At 71.2% G+C, this 17,798-nt stretch carries 12 protein-coding genes and 1 pseudogene; 1 reads left to right on the top strand and 12 read right to left on the bottom strand.

The window, feature by feature from the left end; translation table 11 throughout:
* Positions 1-132 precede the first annotated feature (132 nt).
* The 4 genes from IH68_RS50425 to IH68_RS59510 form a co-directional block, all read right to left on the bottom strand.
* Positions 133-534 carry a barstar family protein gene (locus tag IH68_RS50425; RefSeq protein ID WP_037885640.1) on the bottom strand — a complete coding sequence of 134 codons (402 nt, stop codon included), beginning with the start codon at positions 532-534 and terminating at the stop codon, positions 133-135.
* A 77-nt stretch (positions 535-611) separates the two neighbouring features.
* Positions 612-1,271: a ribonuclease domain-containing protein gene (locus IH68_RS0133505; protein WP_030942492.1), complete on the bottom strand. Its 660-nt coding sequence runs from the start codon at positions 1,269-1,271 to the stop codon at positions 612-614.
* Positions 1,272-1,903: 632 nt separating this feature from the next.
* A complete protein-coding gene (locus IH68_RS56610) occupies positions 1,904-2,176 on the bottom strand; it encodes a hypothetical protein (RefSeq protein ID WP_159403762.1) in 273 nt (90 codons plus the stop codon).
* 56 nt (positions 2,177-2,232) lie between these two features.
* A complete protein-coding gene (locus IH68_RS59510) occupies positions 2,233-5,199 on the bottom strand; it encodes a winged helix-turn-helix domain-containing protein (protein WP_037885638.1) in 2,967 nt (988 codons plus the stop codon).
* Between the two features lie 532 nt (positions 5,200-5,731).
* Between IH68_RS59510 and IH68_RS0133495 the strand changes: the two are divergent.
* Positions 5,732-6,498, top strand: a pseudogene (locus tag IH68_RS0133495) (site-specific integrase); the annotation flags it as partial.
* A 798-nt stretch (positions 6,499-7,296) separates the two neighbouring features.
* On the opposite strand, the gene IH68_RS0133490 reads toward IH68_RS0133495, so the two are convergent.
* The 8 genes from IH68_RS0133490 to IH68_RS50410 form a co-directional block, all read right to left on the bottom strand.
* The gene (locus IH68_RS0133490; RefSeq protein ID WP_030942486.1) at positions 7,297-8,103 is read right to left on the bottom strand and encodes a hypothetical protein; all 807 of its coding nucleotides are present in this window, start codon (positions 8,101-8,103) and stop codon (positions 7,297-7,299) included.
* A 50-nt stretch (positions 8,104-8,153) separates the two neighbouring features.
* On the bottom strand, positions 8,154-9,176 hold the full coding sequence (locus tag IH68_RS51945) for a helix-turn-helix transcriptional regulator (protein ID WP_051833864.1): 1,023 nt from the start codon (positions 9,174-9,176) through the stop codon (positions 8,154-8,156).
* Between the two features lie 282 nt (positions 9,177-9,458).
* Positions 9,459-11,075, bottom strand: coding sequence for a citramalate synthase (gene cimA, locus IH68_RS0133480; RefSeq protein WP_030942481.1), 1,617 nt, complete (start codon positions 11,073-11,075; stop codon positions 9,459-9,461).
* Complete coding sequence (locus IH68_RS0133475; protein ID WP_051833863.1) at positions 11,072-12,214, bottom strand: branched-chain amino acid aminotransferase; 1,143 nt, start codon at positions 12,212-12,214, stop codon at positions 11,072-11,074. Before IH68_RS0133475 ends, cimA begins: the two co-directional genes overlap by 4 nt.
* Entirely contained in the window at positions 12,211-12,957 is a 747-nt protein-coding gene (locus tag IH68_RS0133470) for a thioesterase II family protein (protein ID WP_030942477.1), read from the bottom strand. The genes IH68_RS0133475 and IH68_RS0133470 overlap by 4 nt, the downstream gene beginning before the upstream one ends.
* Entirely contained in the window at positions 12,954-14,444 is a 1,491-nt protein-coding gene (locus IH68_RS0133465) for an AMP-binding protein (protein WP_051833862.1), read from the bottom strand. Before IH68_RS0133465 ends, IH68_RS0133470 begins: the two co-directional genes overlap by 4 nt.
* Positions 14,441-15,709, bottom strand: coding sequence for an MFS transporter (locus IH68_RS0133460; protein WP_051833861.1), 1,269 nt, complete (start codon positions 15,707-15,709; stop codon positions 14,441-14,443). The genes IH68_RS0133465 and IH68_RS0133460 overlap by 4 nt, the downstream gene beginning before the upstream one ends.
* A complete protein-coding gene (locus IH68_RS50410) occupies positions 15,706-17,619 on the bottom strand; it encodes a condensation domain-containing protein (RefSeq protein WP_030942473.1) in 1,914 nt (637 codons plus the stop codon). Before IH68_RS50410 ends, IH68_RS0133460 begins: the two co-directional genes overlap by 4 nt.
* Between the last annotated feature and the right edge of the window lie 179 nt (positions 17,620-17,798).

Here is a 17,798-nt window from a genome sequence, read left to right as displayed (position 1 = left end):
ACAGGGGGGAGATGCAGATTTCCGAATGGCCTTTGGGCGGCCGTTTCCGACCTCCCGGGCGCCGGTGACCGGAGGCGGCCGGGGGCGAGCCGGTCCTGCTGAACGGTCCGGAGGGCAGGGCGCAGGCGGTGCTCAGTCCTCCGGCATCGGTGGCGGGGTGAAGCCTGCCGCCGTCATGCGCCGGGCCAGCTGCCCCAGGTCGTCGGCTGAGTCGTCCAGGAGGAGCAGGCCGAGGTCGCTGCCCGCCAGGATGTCCAGGAAGACGCTGAGCTCCCTCGGGCTCTCGTCCTCCAGGAGGAAGGCGGCGTTGCGGAGCACGATCGTCGCCGGGCCGGACCCGTCGGTCACGGTGCGCAGGCAGTCCTCGAACGCGTTCCAGTTGTGGCCGAACCAGGTCGGGAAGCCGAGCACCGAGGCCCACTCGGCGAACAGGTCGATGGTGGTGCGGCAGCGGGTGCCGAGGATCTCCTTGGCCGACGCGGGGACCGTCTCCGACGCGGACAGGGGGCGGATGCAGTGCGCGGTGGTGTTCATGTCGACGTTCTTCCGGGCTTGGAGGGTGGGAGCGCGGGCGCGCCCGCCGGGGGTCTGCCCCGGCGGGCGCACGCCGGCTACCAGCGGCCGAGGTAGTGGAAGGTCCGGTAGTGGTCGAACGTCGCGTAGACGTGGCCGTTGCGGGTGTTGCGGACGAGCCGCATCTGGCCCCGGATGCCGCTGTCGGTGCCCGTGTGGGCATAGACGTCGTACTCGCGGTATTGCCCGCCCCCGCCGTTGGCGTCCCAGGCCGAGACCCCGTAGTCGAACTCTTCGTGGTTCGCGACCCCGTTGTCCCGGTCCCAGAACTGGCCGCCGTACCAGATCCACCACGTCGTCCGGTTGTACCAGGGGCCGGTGGTGAACGAGTACCAGCCCCGGCCGGCCGTGTCGCCGGGCCAGCCTCCTTGGCCCGTGACGAGGTACCCGCCGCTGTTGCCCTGTCGGACGGTCTGGTGTTCGCTCCAGAACTGGGCCGCGGTGTTGGCGCCCCGCCAGTCCTCGTTGGAGACGCCGCTCGGCTGCTCCCCGCGCCACGGCGCGTCGGCGCGGCAGGTCTGGGCGGTGGGGGGGCACTGAGGGGAGTCGGCGGCGTGCGCGGCGGTGGACAGGCCGAGTCCGCTGAGGGTGACGCCGAGCAGCATGGCCGGGATCACGGCCTTGCGGGCGTGGGCCCGCAGCCGGGAGGACAGGGAGCGCTTCACGCTCGGGGTCTCCAAGGCCTCGGTCGAGGACATGGTGGCCTCCTTGGGATGGTGTCGGATTCCGGCCGGGGCGGGTGTTCCCCGGCCGAGCCCAAGAAGACCGGCCGTATGTCTCGGTGGTACGGCAACGGTTCGGCGACCGCATCACAGCGTGGCCGCCGAGCAATTGACGTACGGCTGTTACAGAACCGTCCCCGCCGCGGCCGAAGCGGTGCGTGGTGGAGTCGCCGCCTGCCCGGCGCCGCCACGCGGACTACGGTCCGGCCGCGCCGGCTGACATGCCGTCATATGTCGCAGCCCTTCAGGCGAACCCCGCGCCGACCACTGCAGCCCGCTGCCCGCTCTGCTGTCCTTGCTGTCCTTGCTGTTCAGCGGGAACCCCGAGCGGTACCCGTACACCAGCCGGACCTAGCCGGAGCTGTCGACGGAGCACGGCAGCGCCGCGACGTCGAGCTGACCGAGCGGATCAAGGAGGCCCTGTTCTCATACAGCTACGGCGAACGGACATGTAGCGCCGTGTGACTGCTGTGGTTGTCGTTTCCCCTCGCTGGGCGCCTAGTTGGGCTGAACGAGTGACCTCGGGCGGGGTGGAGGAGTCTTCCGATCTGGTGCCGACGAGACCGTCCCGAGCCTTGGAGGTCTCATGCCTCAGGGCACGCGCGTGGTCAGCGGCGCGGTGGGAGTGCTCTCCCCTCCGGGGGTTCTCCCGAACAGCCAGGCGGCCCGGCGCTCGGCAACCGGGCCTGGCCCACCGCGATGGCCAGGCCCAGGCCGGTGCCCTGGGCGGTCGTACGGAAGCACTGCGGGCCGGAGGTGTCCGAGACCGACGCGCAGCCGTGCGCGGCACCGACCCCCGGCTGCCGGTCGAGCTCGGCGCGAGCGTTGGAGGGCTGGTCTGCGGCGGTGAGGCGGTGGACCAGGACCCCGGTCGTCGCCACTACCGTGGTGGCCGCGGCGAGGGCGACCTTCGCGCCGTTCGTGGGCAGGTGCCCCCTCAGGCGACGCGGAGCTTGTAGCCGAAGCCGCGTACCGTCTCGATGCGGTCGCGGCCGATCTTGGCGCGCAGCCGCTGCACATGGACGTCCACCACCCGGTTGTCGCCGGACCAGGCGTAGTCCCACACCCGCTCCAGGAGCAGGTCGCGGGTGAGGACGGTGCCGGGCGAAGCGGCGAACTCCCGCAGCAGCTTCAGCTCGGTCGTGGTCAGGTGGACGGGTTCCCCGTCCCTGCGCACCACAAGTGACACGGGGCAGTACACCAAGTCTCCGAACCGGACCGCACGGGTGTCGGACGGCTGATCCGCGGGGACGGTGCGACGCAGCAGGGCACGGACACGGGCGAGCAGGAGCGTTCCGTCGAAGGGCTTGGCGAGGCAGTCGTCGGCGCCCGCCTCCAGGCCCCTGACCACGTCCGCCGGGTCGTCGCGGTCCGCGAGGAGCAGAACGGGCACCGCGGACTCCTCGTGGATCCGGCGGGCCAGGCCCATCCCGTCCAGGCCGGACAACCGCTCGCCAAGCACGGCGACGTCCGGGGTCTGCTGACGGAACAGGGTGAGCCCCATCAGGCCGTCGGCGGCGCGGCGTACCCGGTGGCCGCTCGCCTCCAGGATGCGCCGGGCGCTCTCCCTGACCGTCGGGTCGCCTTCGACCAGCAGTACGTCGCATACGCGGGGTCCCTCGTCGGGTGACGCAGGCCCGGTGTCCGCGGCGGCAGGCGCGTGTCGGCGGCGCACAGCGCTCGGCGCAGTCTCCTTGACGTCGATGTCACTGTCGGCGTCGATGCCGGCGCCGGTACCGGTATCACCCGCGGTGCCGATACCCCTTTCGGCACCGCGCTCACCGTCGGCGTCGGTGCCGGCGTCGTATTCGGTGCCGGTGTCGTACGCGGTGTCCCTGCCGCATGCGGGCCCGGCACCGGAATCCGTGTCGAGGGCGAGGGCGAAGTCGACGGCCTGTGCGCGGGCGCGGTGTGTGCCGCCTTCGGCGAACGCCTGCCGGTACGACGCCTCGCCCAGCGCAGCGATCGCGGCCTGCTCGCAGCGGGCATGCCACTCGGCCATCTGCGGCCCGAACGCACAGATCGAGCTGCCGGCGTCGTGCCACAGGGCATCCGCCAGACCGAGCAGCCGGGCGGCCCGCTCGTGAGCGCCGCCGGCGGCGGTGGCCCAGGCGAGCAGTTCCAGCATCCTCCCGACCATCGCGTAGTCGTTGAAGCCACGCATGCCTTCCAGCGCGGACCTGACCAGGGTCTCGGTCGCCTCGCGGTCACCACGGGCCCAGGCGTCGTGGCCCAGGGCCATCAGCACCAGGGCCCGGCCCCAGCGATCCCCGCTCGCCCGGGCGGCGGCGGTGAACCCCGCACCGGTCTGTGCGGCCCGAGGGTCACCGAAATGCGCCTGGCTAAAGGCCAGCGCGAGCCGCCAGGATGCCGCCTCGCACTCGTCACCCAGCGCTGTCATGGCGGCCAGGGCCTCCTCGTACCGGCAGATGCTGTCCCTGGGCCGCCCCTGGTTCTGCGCGGACACCCCGCGCAGGCCCGACGCCTGGATCCGCACCCACGGGTCCCCCAGCCACTCGCCGAGCGCGTCGGCCTCGTCCAGCCAGCGGTCGGCTGTCGCCAGGTCGCCCTGCGTCTGCGCCGCCCAGACGGCGACCAGCAGCGCGCGGGCGCGCTCCGGGCCGGACTCGGGCGCCGCGGCGAGCACCCGCTCGAACTGGCGGCGCCCCTCACTGAGGAACCCGCCCGCGCACCAGTGCCAACGCAGGGCGGCGACCAGCGCCAGCCGGGACCGCGGGTCACCCTCGTAGTCGAGGGCGGCCAGCAGATTGGGGTGCTCCACACGCAGCCGGGCCAGGTTCTCCACCTGGCCGGGGCCGTACCAGTTCCGGTCGATGCGGTGGGCGAGGGCCAGGAAGAAGTCGCGGTGGCGTCGGCGCAGTTCGTCCTGCTCACCGGAGTCCGCGAGCCGCTCCCGGCCGTACTCCCGGATGCTCGCCAGCAGCCGGTAACGCCGCTGACCATCCGCCTTGCAGGTCAGGACGACCGACTGGGCGACCAGCCGGTCCAGGAGGTCCAGCACCTCGGCCTCGGCGATCCCCTCCCCACAGCAGACACCCTCGGCGGCCTCCAGGCTGAACCCCCCGGCGAACACGGTCAGGCGGTTCCACAGCAGCCGCTCGGCCGGGGCGCACAGCTCGTAGCTCCAGTCGATCATTGCGCGCAGCGTGCGCTGATGGGCCGGTGCCGTCCGGCTGCCGCCGGTGAGCAGTGCGAAGCGGTTCTCCAGCCGGTCCGTCAACTGGCCGACGGTGAGCGTGCGCAACCGGGAGGCGGCCAGCTCGATCGCCAGCGGCAGACAGTCCAGATCGGCGCACAGGCGCGCGATGGCGGCGTGGCCGGCCTCGTCTCCATGGGATCGCTCCCACACTGCGACGGCCCGGTCCCGCAGCAGTTCCACCGCATCGTCCTGCGCGAGCGGCGCGAGGGTGAAAACGTGCTCGCCCGTGACACCCATGGTGTGGCGGCTCGTGGCGAGAATGCGCAGCTCGGGAGCAGCTGACAGGAGGGTTCCGGCCAGCTCGGCGCACGCCTCGACCAGGTGCTCGCAGTTGTCCAGCACCAGCAGCGCGCGCCGCCCGGCCAGATAACCCGTGAGCTGGTCCATGACGGGCAGCGCCCCGAGGTCGGGCACCCGCAGCGCGCCCGCCGCCGCGGCCGCCACCGCCGACGCTTCGCAGACCGGGGCCAGGTCCACCAGCCACACCCCGTCCGCGAACTCCTCCCGGGACGCGGCCGCCACCTCCAGCGCCAGCCGCGTCTTGCCCACACCGCCCATGCCCGTGAGCGTCACCAACCGCCGCATCCCCAGAAGGCGGCGGATCTCAGCGGTCTCCTGCCGCCGGCCCACAAAACTCGTGATGGCGGCGGGCAGATTCCCACACTCAGCGATCACCTTGGGCATGCTTTCCCCGTCTCCCCCGTACCATGAACGGAAATTTTCTGGAATTCTTGTCAATCTCTTACGGTCGGCCCCATAGTCGGCCCCATAGTCGGCCCCATGGTCGACCGCAGTGAAGGTCTTGGACGACTCAGGATTTACGAGGCGGGTTTCTGCTGTGTGAACAAGCACGGCCCCGCCACAAGCCGAATGCGGCGCCCGCCCCAACCTTGACCTGCACCGACCAAGGCAGTGGCAGTCTTGCGTGGTCCATCTCACAAACTCGACGCAGAGGACGTTGTCGCCTTGTAACCAATCACAGAGCCATCACGCGACCTGGCGGCCTTTGATCGAAGAACCGAGCCCTCCCTTGAAATCACTCGACTCAATTGTCAGGCAGCCGAGAATTGATTGGCGACATGAATCGCGCCAGTGATCAATCGCCTGGTCCTGTTCGGGCTGCGGGCCGACAGGGCGCGCGCCCTGTCGGCCCGGTGTTGGGACTCCGGCCTGGTGCAGGCGCGGTCCGGTCAGGGAGGCTCCGCCATCCTGGTTCGAGCGGGTCGCCCGGTGGCAACACACCGGGGAGAAGCCCTCCCCCGTCATGGTCTGGACGCCGGAACAGACCGGCGCCTTCCTCGACTTCGTGGCCGGTGATCGGCTGTACGCCATGTGGCACCTCATCGCCTTTCGCGGCCTGCGTCGCGGTGAGGCGTGTGGCCAGCCCTGGTCGGAGACCCTCGACCAGCACTCCCTCACGGTCACCGGCCAGCTGCTCCAGGACGGCTGGGAGGTCGAGGCGTCCGAGCCGAAGACCGACAGCGGCTTCCGAGTTGTCGCCCTGGACGACGCCACCGTCGGCGTCCTGGAGCGGCACCGCAAGCAACAAGAGGCGGACTGCGAGGAGTGGGAGTCGGCCTGGGCCGAGACCGGACTGGTCTTCACCCAGGAAGACGGCTCCTGGCTGCACCCCGGCAAGGTCAGCGACCTCTTCGAGCGGCTCGTCGCCGCCTCCGGCCTCCCGCCGATCCGTCTGCATGACCTCCGCCATGGCGCGGCCACGCTCATGCTCGCCGCCGACATCGATATCAAGATCGTGTCGGACACTCTCGGGCACAGCGACACCCGGATCACCCGGGACATCTACCAAAGCGTCCTGCCCCACGTCGGCAAAAACGCCGCGGAGGCCACCGCCAAGCTGGTCCCGCTCCAGCGCAAGTCGGAGGCGGAGAAGGCCCGCAAGGCCGGCAAGAAGGCCAAGGAGAAGGCGAAAGCCCAGGCCAAGGCTAAAAGAAGAGCACACGGAAGAAGCCGAAGAAGTAGGTCTGGCTCCGCTCCGCTCACGCATCGCTCACGCAAGCCACCTCGCGACCCCAGGACCGAGTAACGTGCCATGCCCGGAGCAACACAAAAGGCCAGGTCACGGGCTATGTGACCTGGCCTTTGCCGGAGCCGCCTTCGGGATTCGAACCCGAGACCCACGCATTACGAGACCATGAGTGATCATGCTGCCGGATACTGCGTGATGCCGCCGAGTGATGTCGTGCCTGATCAGAGTACTTGCGGCGGGTTACCCCCTGCTACCTCATGCTGCCCCGTCCAAAGGCGTCCGGCCACCGAGCGGCCACCGGATCGGGCACTCCCGAAGCAAAGGGCTCGAATCGTTGAGTTGTCGGACTCGGACAGAGCCCCCCACCCACTGGACATCCGGGCCACCGCCACTTGGTTCAAGCTGCAGATCGTGATCTTCATGTGCGGGACGCGGCTTGCCGCCGGTCGTGACTGGTGAGTGATCGTGCCTGGTAGCGGCGCCAGTCGGACCAGGCAAGTGCCACCTGTTGGGTCCGGACACTTACGAGCCCGGTTCACGCCCCGCCCCGCCTCACAGCGCCCGCTCGTGCGGACGGTTACCCCGCGTGGTGCGCGCACCACGCGGAAGTCCACCCGTGGGACGGCTCTGTCCGCCGTATCGTGACGGCCGGGCGGGGCCGTCACCCGGACCGCGTCGCCCTGGAGGGCGAGGCGGACACCCGGCCGATTCAGAACGGTGATCACGAATCGGTTGGCGCCGCGGGAATGCGTGCCATGCCGTTCCCTCGCTCGGCGGTCGCACCGGCGTCGTCACTCCAGCAGTGTCCTGACGACGCCCGCCGTTGCCGGGCTGCGCAGGAGGTCCGCGTGAGGGACGTCGACCGGGATGCTGCGGCCGGGGTGGGGTGCGGCGGTCGGGGAGGTCACGGCGGTGGTGTCGGGCCAGAGTTCGGCGGGGTCGAGGTCTGCGGCGGATGCTATGTAGCGGACGAACATCTCGTACGCGGTGCTGAGCTCGTCGGCCAGTTCGGGCAGGAGTTCCGCGCGGGCGAAGGCGGAGGTGGCCGCCTCGCGGAAGGTCCGGGTGAGGGTCGTACCGAATGCGCGGAACGTGGTGAAGTCGGTTGCCGCCTCGGCGGCGGTGCGGATCGCCCGCTCGGACTCCTCCGGCGTCAGAACGGAGGAGATGCGGGCCATGGCGTCCCGGAAGTCTGCGGTCATGCCGGCGGCGCTGGGCGGTTCGGGGTCGAAGAGCACCACCTGTGGGCGGGTGTCCTGGCCGCGCGCGACGAGGTGGGCCAGGCGGGCCGCGTACAGGCCGCCGACGCAGTAGCCGAGCACGGCCCGCACCGGGCGGCCGGTGGCGCGTACCGCCTGCGCCCAGTACTCGGTGAAGTCCTCACCACCGAAGGAGCGGGCCTGTTCCGGGTCCGGCTGTCTGGTCTCCCACAGGGGCAGCTCGGCGGCGAGGAGCGGGGAGAGCGAGGTGAACGTCGCCTCCGGGCGTCCGGAGACTGCGAAGTCCACGGCCAGGATCAGGGGTTCGTCGCCCCCCGGGTTGAGGACCTTCCACGCGGGCGACGCGGTGGCCTGCGAAAGCTGCGGGGGCTGGGGCATGAGGGATTCCTCACTTCGTAGGGCAGGTTTGGTTTCGGGCACTCGCCGGGTCAGCCGCACCGCTTCGCCGGTCGCAGGACTTCCGGCTCCGCGTCTCTGCGGCGCCCCGTGGGCGCCACGGCGGTCGGAGGCCAGCAGCCCCGGCGCAGCAGCCCGCACGCGTAGGCGCGGGCGACCAGGGCGACCCGGTTCACGCTGTCCAGGCGCAGCCTCAGGTTGGCCAGGTGGTATTCGACGTTGTTCACACTGAAGTGGAGCCGGTTCGCTATCTGCATGCTCGTGAGGCCCTGCGCGGTGAGTTCCAGGATGGTGGCCTCCGTGGGGGTCAGCGTCGGCTTGTCCGCGGGGCGCCCGGCCTTCTCCGTCGCCGGTGTCTCGACCTCGTCGTGCAGGACGACCAGGTGCTGCGCGCCCTCCTCCGGCCAGGGAATCCAGGTGCAGCACGCCAGGAAATCGCTGTCGTCCGCGCGGACGAACCGGACCCGGTCGCCGTCACCGCCGTCCGCGCGAGGCGGGCGGCCTCGGGTGAGACGGGACAGCGGGCGGCCCGCCAGTTCGTCCGGGGCAGCGCAGCCGAAGAGGTCGGCGGCGGCCGGGTTGAGGTGTACGACCACTCCCTGGGCCGAGACCTTCAGCAGCGGAATCGGCAGCCGGGACAGCTTCAGGTCCATCTCGTCGGCGGACCACGTCGTGGCGGACGGGGACGGTACGAACGGGGTGTCCTCGTCCGAGGTCCGTAACGCCGCCGGGTCCGCGGGCTCCGTCGTGGCCGGCATGTGCCAGGCCGCTCCGATGACCCCGGCGACGGTGCCGTCCGCGGCCCGGTCCGGGGAGAGGACGACCTTCCACAGCTGGGTGTCGCCGCCGACCTCCAGAGAGATGGTCCGGCCGCTCAGCGCCAGGCGGTGGGCCCTGCCCAAGCAGTCGGCCAGGTCCGGGTCCCGCCCCGTCAGCATGGTGACGTGGTCTCCTCGGCTCAGTCCGATCCGCCAGGCCGACCCCGCCATCACGGACACGGCCAGGGACCGGTCCGTCTTCCAGGTCGCTATCGCGACCGGACTTTGAGTGAGCACCTGGAGTACACCTCCGCACGAACAGGCTTGTGTCGTGGGCCCGGGCGAGGCGTCCTTCTGCAACCTCTCGCCAGCTGACATGATCATTGTCGTGGGCGGGAACAAGCGCTGTCATCGCCTGCGGCTGGCCACAACCGGAATGGCATATTCCGTCCACCGAGGCGTGCATGGTGTCGCGGGGCAGGCGGGAATCTGACGACAGGACCCAGGACACACAGAGGCGGTGAGGCCGCCCCTGGCAACCGCCTCACCGCCTCCGCTGCCGCCCGCCGCCGGAACCCGTCAGGGAACGGCCTGCGCCTCCGCCTCATCAGCCGTCACGACACCGCTGTGCAGCAGCCCGTGGACATAGGCGTCGTCGAGGGCGCGCCATGTGGCGGTGACCAGGTCCCCGCCCGCGCCGACCGTGGTCCATCGTCTGGTGCCGGAGGCCATGGTGAGCAGGACACGGCAGACACATCCGCCGCCGGTGTCGAGCGTGCGGACCTTGAAGTCCACCAGCCTCAACTCGCCGAGTTCCGGGTACATCTGGCCGAGGCCCCGCTGAACGGCCATGTGCAGGCCGGCCTCGGGGCTGGACGCCTTGGCCATGGCCACGGTCTGCTGCTGCCCGGCCCGCAGTTCGACAATGGCCTCGTGGACGGGACGGCCCCCCGCTCGTCGCTCCGAGACGACCCGCCAGTACTCGACCTCGAAGGGGCGCGGGAAACCGGCCCCGGTCTCCTCACGGATCAGCATTTCGAGGGAGGCGTCGGCGGATTCGTAGGAGTATCCCTCCAGTTCGCGCTCCTTGACGCGGGCGATCAGCCGGGCCGACAGCTCGCGGTCGCCGTGCAGGCCGATGCCGAGTTCCTCGGCCTTGAGTTCGAGCGAGGCCCGGCCGGCCAGGTCGGAGACGAGCATGCGCATGCTGTTGCCGACCAGTGCCGGGTCGATGTGCTGGTACAGGTCCGGGTCCACCTTGATGGCGGAGGCGTGCAGGCCGCCCTTGTGGGCGAAGGCGGACGCGCCGACGTACGGCTCGTGCGTGGGCGGCGCCATGTCCGCGATCTCGGCGATCTCGTGCGCCAGCCGCGTCATGTGTGCCAGGGCGCCCTCGGGCAGGACCCTGCGGCCGTGCTTCAGCTCCAGGGCGGCGACGACCTGGAAGAGGTTGGCGTTGCCGACGCGCTCGCCGTAGCCGTTGGCCGTGCACTGCACGTGCGTGGCGCCCGCCTCCACCGCGGCCAGCGTGTTGGCGACGGCGCAGCCCGTGTCGTCCTGGGCGTGCATGCCGAGCCGAGCTCCGGTCGCCTCGCGCACCTCGGCCACCGCGGAGTGGATCCGGCCGGGCAGCCAGCCGCCGTTGGTGTCGCACAGGACGGCCACCTCGGCACCCGCCTCGTGGGCCGTGCGGACGACGTCCAGGGCGTACTCGGGGTTGTCGGCATAGCCGTCGAAGAAGTGCTCGCAGTCCACGAAGACCCGTCGGCCGTGCGCGCGGAAGTGGGCGACCGTGTCGCTCACCATGCGCAGGTTCTCCTCCAGGCTGGTGCGCAGGGCGAGTTCGACGTGCCGGTCGTGTGCCTTCGCGACGAGGGTGACGATGTCGGTGCCCGCCTCCAGGAGGGCGGCGACCTGGGTGTCCTCCTCGACCCGGATCCCGGGCCTGCGGGTGGAGCCGAAGGCAACGAGCGTGGCGTGGCGGAGCCGTATCTCCTCCTTGGCCCGCCGGAAGAACTCGGTGTCGCGGGGGTTGGCGCCCGGCCAGCCGCCCTCGATGAAGCCGACGCCGAAGTCGTCGAGGAGGCGGGTGATGGCGAGCTTGTCGTTGACGGTGAGGTTGATGCCCTCGCTCTGCGCTCCGTCGCGGAGCGTGGTGTCGAAGACGTGGAAGCTGTCGTCGGGAACGGTGTTCATGCGAGGTCTGCTCCTTGGGGCGGGCAGGCGGGAGCCGACGGGACGGCGTGGGCGAGCCGGTGCATCCAGCCGTGGTGGTCGGGGACCCGGCCCGTCTGGATGTCCAGGAGTGCCTCCCGTAGCCGCATGGTCAGCGGGCCCGGCCGGCCGTCGCCGACGGTCCAGTCGCCCCGCGTGGAGCGCACCGAGCCGACCGGGGTGATGACCGCGGCCGTACCGCAGGCGAAGACCTCGGCGATCCGTCCCTCGGCGCACTCCCGCCGCCAGTCGTGCACGCTGACCCGGCTCTCGACGGCCTCGTGGCCGAGGTCGGCGGCGACACGAAGCAGGGAGTGGCGGGTGATGCCGGGCAGCAGGGAGCCGCTCAGCAGCGGTGTGACGATGCGGCCGTCCTCGTACACGAAGTAGAGGTTCATGCCGCCCATCTCCTCCACCCAGCGGCGTTCGACGGCGTCCAGCCAGACCACCTGGTCGCAGCCCCGCTCGGCGGCCTGCGCCTGGGCGAGGAGGGAGGCGGCGTAGTTGCCGCCGCACTTGGCGGCGCCGGTGCCGCCGGGGGCGGCGCGCACGTAGTCATCGGAGATCCACACCGACAACGGGCGGACGCCGTCGGGGAAGTAGGACCCGGAGGGGGAGGCGATGACCGTGAACAGGTACTCGCGGGCGGGCCTGATGCCGAGGCCGGGCTCGGTCGCGAACAGGAAGGGCCGCAGGTACAGAGAGCTCTCACGGCTGTCGGGCACCCAGGCGGCGTCCTGGGTTACGAGCGCCTCGATCGCCGCGACGAAGACGTCCTCGGGGAGTTCCGGCATGGCCAGGCGCCGGGCGGACTCCCGGAAGCGACGGGCGTTGCTCTCCGGCCGGAACACGGCCACCGATCCGTCCGGCTGGCGGTACGCCTTGAGCCCCTCGAAGATGGTCTGGGCGTAGTGCAGGACCAGGGCGGCGGGGCTGAGGGTCAGCGGCGCGAAGGGCGAGAGCAGGCCGTCGTGCCAGCCCCGTCCTTCGGTCCAGCGGATGGTCACCATGTGGTCGGTGAAGTCCCGGCCGAAGCCGGGAGCGGCCATGAGGGCCGTCCGTTCGCCGTCCGACAGGGGCTGCGCGGAGGGCTTCGACTCGATGACGACGGGTGGGGTCATGACACGTTCCTCGCTGTGACGATCCGCAGGACCTGCTCGGTGGCGTCCCGGAGATAGAAGTGGCCGCCGGGGAAGAGGTGGGCGGCGAAGGGGCCGGTGGTGCTCTCCCGCCACGCCTCCACCGCCGAGACCGGTACGAGGGTGTCGGCGAGCCCTCCGAGGGCCGTGACCGGTAGGTCCAGCGGGGGCACCGGAGGGTGTTCGTAGGTCTCGGAGACCGTGAAGTCGGCCCGCACCAGCGGCAGGAGCGACTCCATCAGGCCGGGCAGGGCGAACGCCTCCTCGGGCATCCCGCCCAGTTCCCGCAGCACCTCGACCAGGTCCTCGTCGGAGTACCGGTGCCGTGCCGCTCCCCGGTGCCCGATCTGCGGTGCGGGGCGGGCCGAGACGCACAGGTGGCGGGGCAGCGGCAGGCCCTCGGCGCGCAGCCGCAGGGTGAGCGTGTAGGCGATGAGCGCGCCCATGCTGTGTCCGAAGAACACCGCGGGCCGGTCGAGGAGGTCCCGTACCTCGGGCAGCAGCCCGTCCACGATCTGCGACACATGGGTGAGCGGCTCCTCGCCCGCCCGCTCCTCCCGCCCCGGGGGCTGCACCAGGCACAGTTCGAGGTCGTCGGGGATCCGGCCCAGCCAGGGGCGGTACATCATCGCGCCGCTTCCCGCGCACGGGAAGCACAGCAGCCGGGCCCGCGGCGCCGGGTGCGGGACCGGGCGGCGCACCCAGGAGGTGGCGACGGCGGTCACATCGCCTCCAGGGCCTTGTAGTCGACCTTGCCCCGCGCGGTCTTCGGCATCACCGGCACGGCGTGGAACCGGGCGGGCACGTGGGAGGCGGGCAGCGCGGCGCGGGCGCGACGGAGGAGGTCGGCGGGCTCGGCGGGCTCGTCCGGGTCCGCCACGTAGTACGCGGCGATGCCGACGGCGTTCCCTGCCGCGTCCCTGCTCGCTCGTACGGCCACCGCGTGGACGCCCGGCAGCCGGCTGAGGCCCGCCTCGACCCCGTCCAGCTCGATGCGCTGGCCGCGGATCTTGACCTGCCGGTCGGTGCGGCCGATGTAGCGCAGCAGCCCGTCCTCGCCGGTCAGGACCTTGTCGCCGGTCCGGTACATGCGGCGGACGGCACCGCCGACCTCCACGTCGACGAAGCGCTCGACCGTCAGCTCGGGCCGCCCGACGTACCCGAGGGCCACACCGGAGCCCGCCGCGTACAGCTCGCCCGGCGTGCCCGGCGGACACTCGCGTTGCGCCTCGTCGAGGACGAACACCTCGGTCCCGGGCACCGGCAGACCGATGGGGATGCCGTACGGGTCCTCGAAGTCGGCCGGGACGACCGGGTGGACGCTGGTCAGCATGGTGTTCTCGACCGGGCCGTAGGCGTTGATGAGCACCGTGTCCGGGTGCTCCTCCAGGAAGCGGCGCATGTGGGGCACGGAGAGCCGTTCGCCGCCGACGGACACGTACGTGAGCCCGGAGAAGCAGCCGACGCCCTCGTCCACCAGCAGGTTGAACAGCGCGGTGGTCATGAAGAGGTTGTCGGCGCCGCGCTCCTTGACCAGCTGGGTCATCAGCTCGGGGGTGACATAGGGGTGGTCGGTGACCAGGACGGTACCGCCGCTGACCAGCGCGCCCCACAGCTCGTAGTTGCCCATGTCCCACTGGAGCTGGGCCAGTTGGGGGACGACGGGGCGGTCGGCGAAGGCGGTGAGCGGGTCCGGGTGGAACATCCGGGTCACCCCGCGATGGGGACAGAGCACGGCCTTGGGGACGCCGGTGGATCCGGAGGTGAAGAGCAGACAGGCCGGTGATTCGTCGTCGCCGGGCCCGGGGGCGGGGGCGTCCGGGGCGGTGAGCAGTTCCCCGGTGGAGGGGGGCGCCCAGGTGTCCGGGGAGCCGGGCTGCGCGGTCTGCGCGGGCGCGGCGTCGGTGACGGTCAGGCCGATGCCGAGCAACCCGGTGACCTCGGCGCGCAGTTCGGCCGGCCATCCCGGATCGGCGACCGCGTACGCCCGCCCGGCGCGCAGCACGCCGAGCAGGACGGCGGCGCGGCGCACGGAGGCAGGCAGGTCGACGAGGATCACGTCGGTGGCCGAGGGCAGCTCCCGCAGCCGTACGGCGACGGCCTCGGCGGCCGCGTCGAGGCGCCGGTAGGTGAAGGAGCCGTCGGGGCCGGTCACGGCGGTGTGTTCCGGGGTCCGTACGGCGCGCTCGTGGACGAGGCTGTGGATGGTCATACCGGGGCCTGCCTTTCTGTGTCGGTCTCGGGTGCCCGCTCCTGCGGGGCGGCGCGGCGGGCCGGGGAGGCCAGGGCGATGACCAGGAAACCGAGGACCCCGCCGACGGCCGCGACCGAGAACGTGGTGCGCAGTCCGGTCTGCTCGGCCAGGAAGCCGCCCGTGGTGGCGCCGAGGGGGATCACGCCCCAGATCACGAACCGGATCGAGGCGTTGACCCGGCCGAGCATCTCCGGGGGGGTGAGGGTCTGGCGGAGGGTGACCTGGTGGATGTTGAAGACGACCGTGCCGAACCAGGCGATGGCCATGCCCGCCAGGAACACGCCCTTGGCCCAGGTACCGGCGGCCAGCGGCAGCAGCCCCATGCCGAGGACGTTCAGCGCGACCGCGCCGGTCATAGCGGGGCCGGTCCCGAAGCGCCGGCCGATCCTGCTCGCCAGCAGCGCACCGGCCACGAACCCGATGTTGCTGAGCCCCAGCAGCAGGCCCGCGGTGCCGGCCGGCATACCCAACTCCCGTACGGCGTACGGGATGAGCAGGGAGTACATGATGCCGCCGGAGAAGAAGTTCAGCAGCGCGAGGCAGACCACCAGGGGGGCGAGAGTGCGGTGGGAGAACACCCAGCGCAGCGCGGTCGCGACTTCCTTGAGCAGGTGCTGCTTCGCACGGTCGCGCGGGGCGGGGGCCCGGGTGCGGATGCGCCACAGGAACAGCGCGGACCACAGGTACGACACGGAGTCGGCGAGCAGCACCAGGGGCGCCCGCAGGAACGAGACGAGCAGACCGGCCAGGCCCGGTCCGGCGATCTGCGCGCCGGACCTGCTCAGTTCCAGCCTCCCGTTGGCGTGCGCCAGCCGCTCCTTGGCCACGATCTCGGGCAGATACGTCTGGTAGGCGACGTCGAAGAACACGGTCAGGGTGCCGTGCAGACAGGCCACCAGATACAGCAGCGGCAGCGACAGCGAGCCGAACAGGTACGCGACGGGGACGGCCAGGAGGACCAGGGCCCGCCCGAGGTCGCAGACGATGAGCACGGGGCGGCGGGCGAGCCGGTCCACCCACACGCCGGCCGGCAGACCCAGCAGCAGGAACGGAAGGAACTGGGCGGTCACCAGCCCGGCGACCGCCGAGTTGCCGGCGTCCAGTGCGCGGAGGGCGACCAGGGGCAGGACCACCGGGGTGATCTGGCTGCCGAGCTGACTGACGGTCTGACCGGCCCACAGCAACCGGAAGTCGCGCTCGGCGTGCTTGGCCTGTTCCGTCACCGCGGGACCGCCGTGCCGGTCAGCTCCGCGATCCGGGCGGCCAGTTCCCGGGCGGTCGGGTGGCGCAGCACGGCCAGGGCGGGCACCTCGACGCCGAGGCGGGTGGAGAGGCGGGCCGCCGCGCGGATGGCGAGCATCGAGTCGCCGCCGAGGGAGAGGAAGTCGTCGTCGGGGGCGATCTGCTGCGTGTCCAGCAGTTCGGCCCAGACGGCGGTGACGGTCTCCTCGACGGTCGCGGACTCCACGGCGCACTCCTTCAGCGGGTTCTCGGGGTGCTGGACGGCCCAGCCCAGCAGCTGCTGATACTCGGCGGCGACGCGCTCGACGGTGGACTCGTCGAACAGGTCGGTGGCGTACTCCCAGATGAGGGTGATCGAGTCGCCGTGTTCACCCGGCGCGGCGCCGATGCTCTGCTCCAGGCGGGGCACGACGATGATGTTCATGTCGAACTTGGCTGATCCGTTGGAGATGCCCTCCGTCACCGACATCCGCACGTCCGGCAGGGCGAGGGAGGCCAGCGGGGCGTCGTGGAAGCCGAAGCTGACCTGGAAGAACTCGTTGCGGGACAAGTCCCGGGAGGTCTGCGAGGCGGCCAGGATGCGGTGGAAGGGGACGTCCGGGTGCTGCTGGGCCTCCAGGACGGTCGAACGCGCCGCGGACAGCAGTTCGGTGAACGGCAGGTCGGGGTCCACGGTCACCCGCATGGGCAGGTTGTTGACGATCATCCCGATCATGCGCTGGGTCTGCGGCAGCACCCGGTTGGCCAGGGAGCTTCCGACGCACAGGTCGCGCTGTCCGGTCAGCCGGTGCAGTTCGGCCAGCCAGCCCGAGAAGAGGACGAGATACAGCGAGACGCCCTGGCCGCGCGCGAACGCCCGCAGTCCGGCGCTCAGTTCGGCGTCCAGCTCGATGCGCAACGACCGGCCCTCGAAGCTCGGCACAGCGGGGCGCGGCCGGTCCACGGGCAGTTCCAGAGGGGCGGGCGGGTTGCTGAACCGTTCGCGCCAGTACGCCAGCTGGCCGTCCAGCTCACCGCTCTCCAGGCGTCGGCGCTGCCACACGGCGACATCGAGGAAGTCGAACTCATGGGTGGCGGCGGCCTGTTCCTGTCCCGTGACGGCACGCCGGTAGCCCTCGGCCAGCTCGCCGAGGAGCACGTTGTACGACCAGCCGTCGTGGATGAGGTGGTGCTCGACGTGCAGCAGGACGTGCCGGTCGGCGGCGAGCCGCACCAGGCGCCAGCGCACCAGCGGCGGACGCTCCAGCGGGAACCTCTCCGCGAGCAGCCGGTCGGTGAGCTCCCCCAGCGCGCCCTCGCGCTCACCCTCTGCCAGGGCACTCAGATCGGTCACCGGCAGGACGTAGGGCTCGTGCGGGTGAACGCGCTGGACAGGGAAGCCGTCCTCGCCGAGGTGGACCGAGGTGCGGAAGACCTCGTGCCGCTCGACCACGCCGTTCAACGACGCCTCCAGGGCCGCCGCGTCCAGGTCTCCGTCGAAGTGCAGCAGCGCCTGGAAGTGATAGCTGCAGCTGTCCGGGTGCAGCTGCTGAAGAATCCAGATCTGCTCCTGGGCGGGTGAGAGGGGAGCCGGCCGCGCCCGATCCCAGTGACCGAGGCCGACCGTGGCGTCCCCGTCCGCGGGGGCCCGCGTCCCGGTCTCGTGGATCCAGCCGGCCAGCGCCCGGACGGTCGGGTGAGCGGCGACCACCGGGTAGGGGACGTCGACGCCGAGGCGCTCCTTGATCCGGATGGTCGACCTGATGGCCAGCAGAGAATGGCCGCCGTGGAAGAAGAAATCGTCGTCGGGTCCCAGATCGTCCACGCCGAGCAGTTCCTGCCACACCTCGGTCAGCTCACGTTCCACGGACGTGAGCGGCTGCCGTACGCCGATCGACTGATCAAGACTCACTGCGGAATCCACCTCACTTCGTCAACGGCGCGGAAATCGCCGATGGCACGAGAAAGTAGGCGCACGATGCCCCGCACGCCAGAGGTTCCGACCGCCACTGGGAAAAACCGGAATTGCCTCGCCGAACACTGTGGGATCCCCTAGCGAAGGCAGGTTTGACCGTCGTCTCCGCACGTCAC

This window comes from Streptomyces sp. NRRL S-646 (assembly GCF_000720765.1).
In the GTDB taxonomy this organism is placed as follows: domain Bacteria; phylum Actinomycetota; class Actinomycetes; order Streptomycetales; family Streptomycetaceae; genus Streptomyces.
Note: the sequence above shows the minus strand (reverse complement) of the source record. Positions and strands in the feature narration are given on the sequence as shown.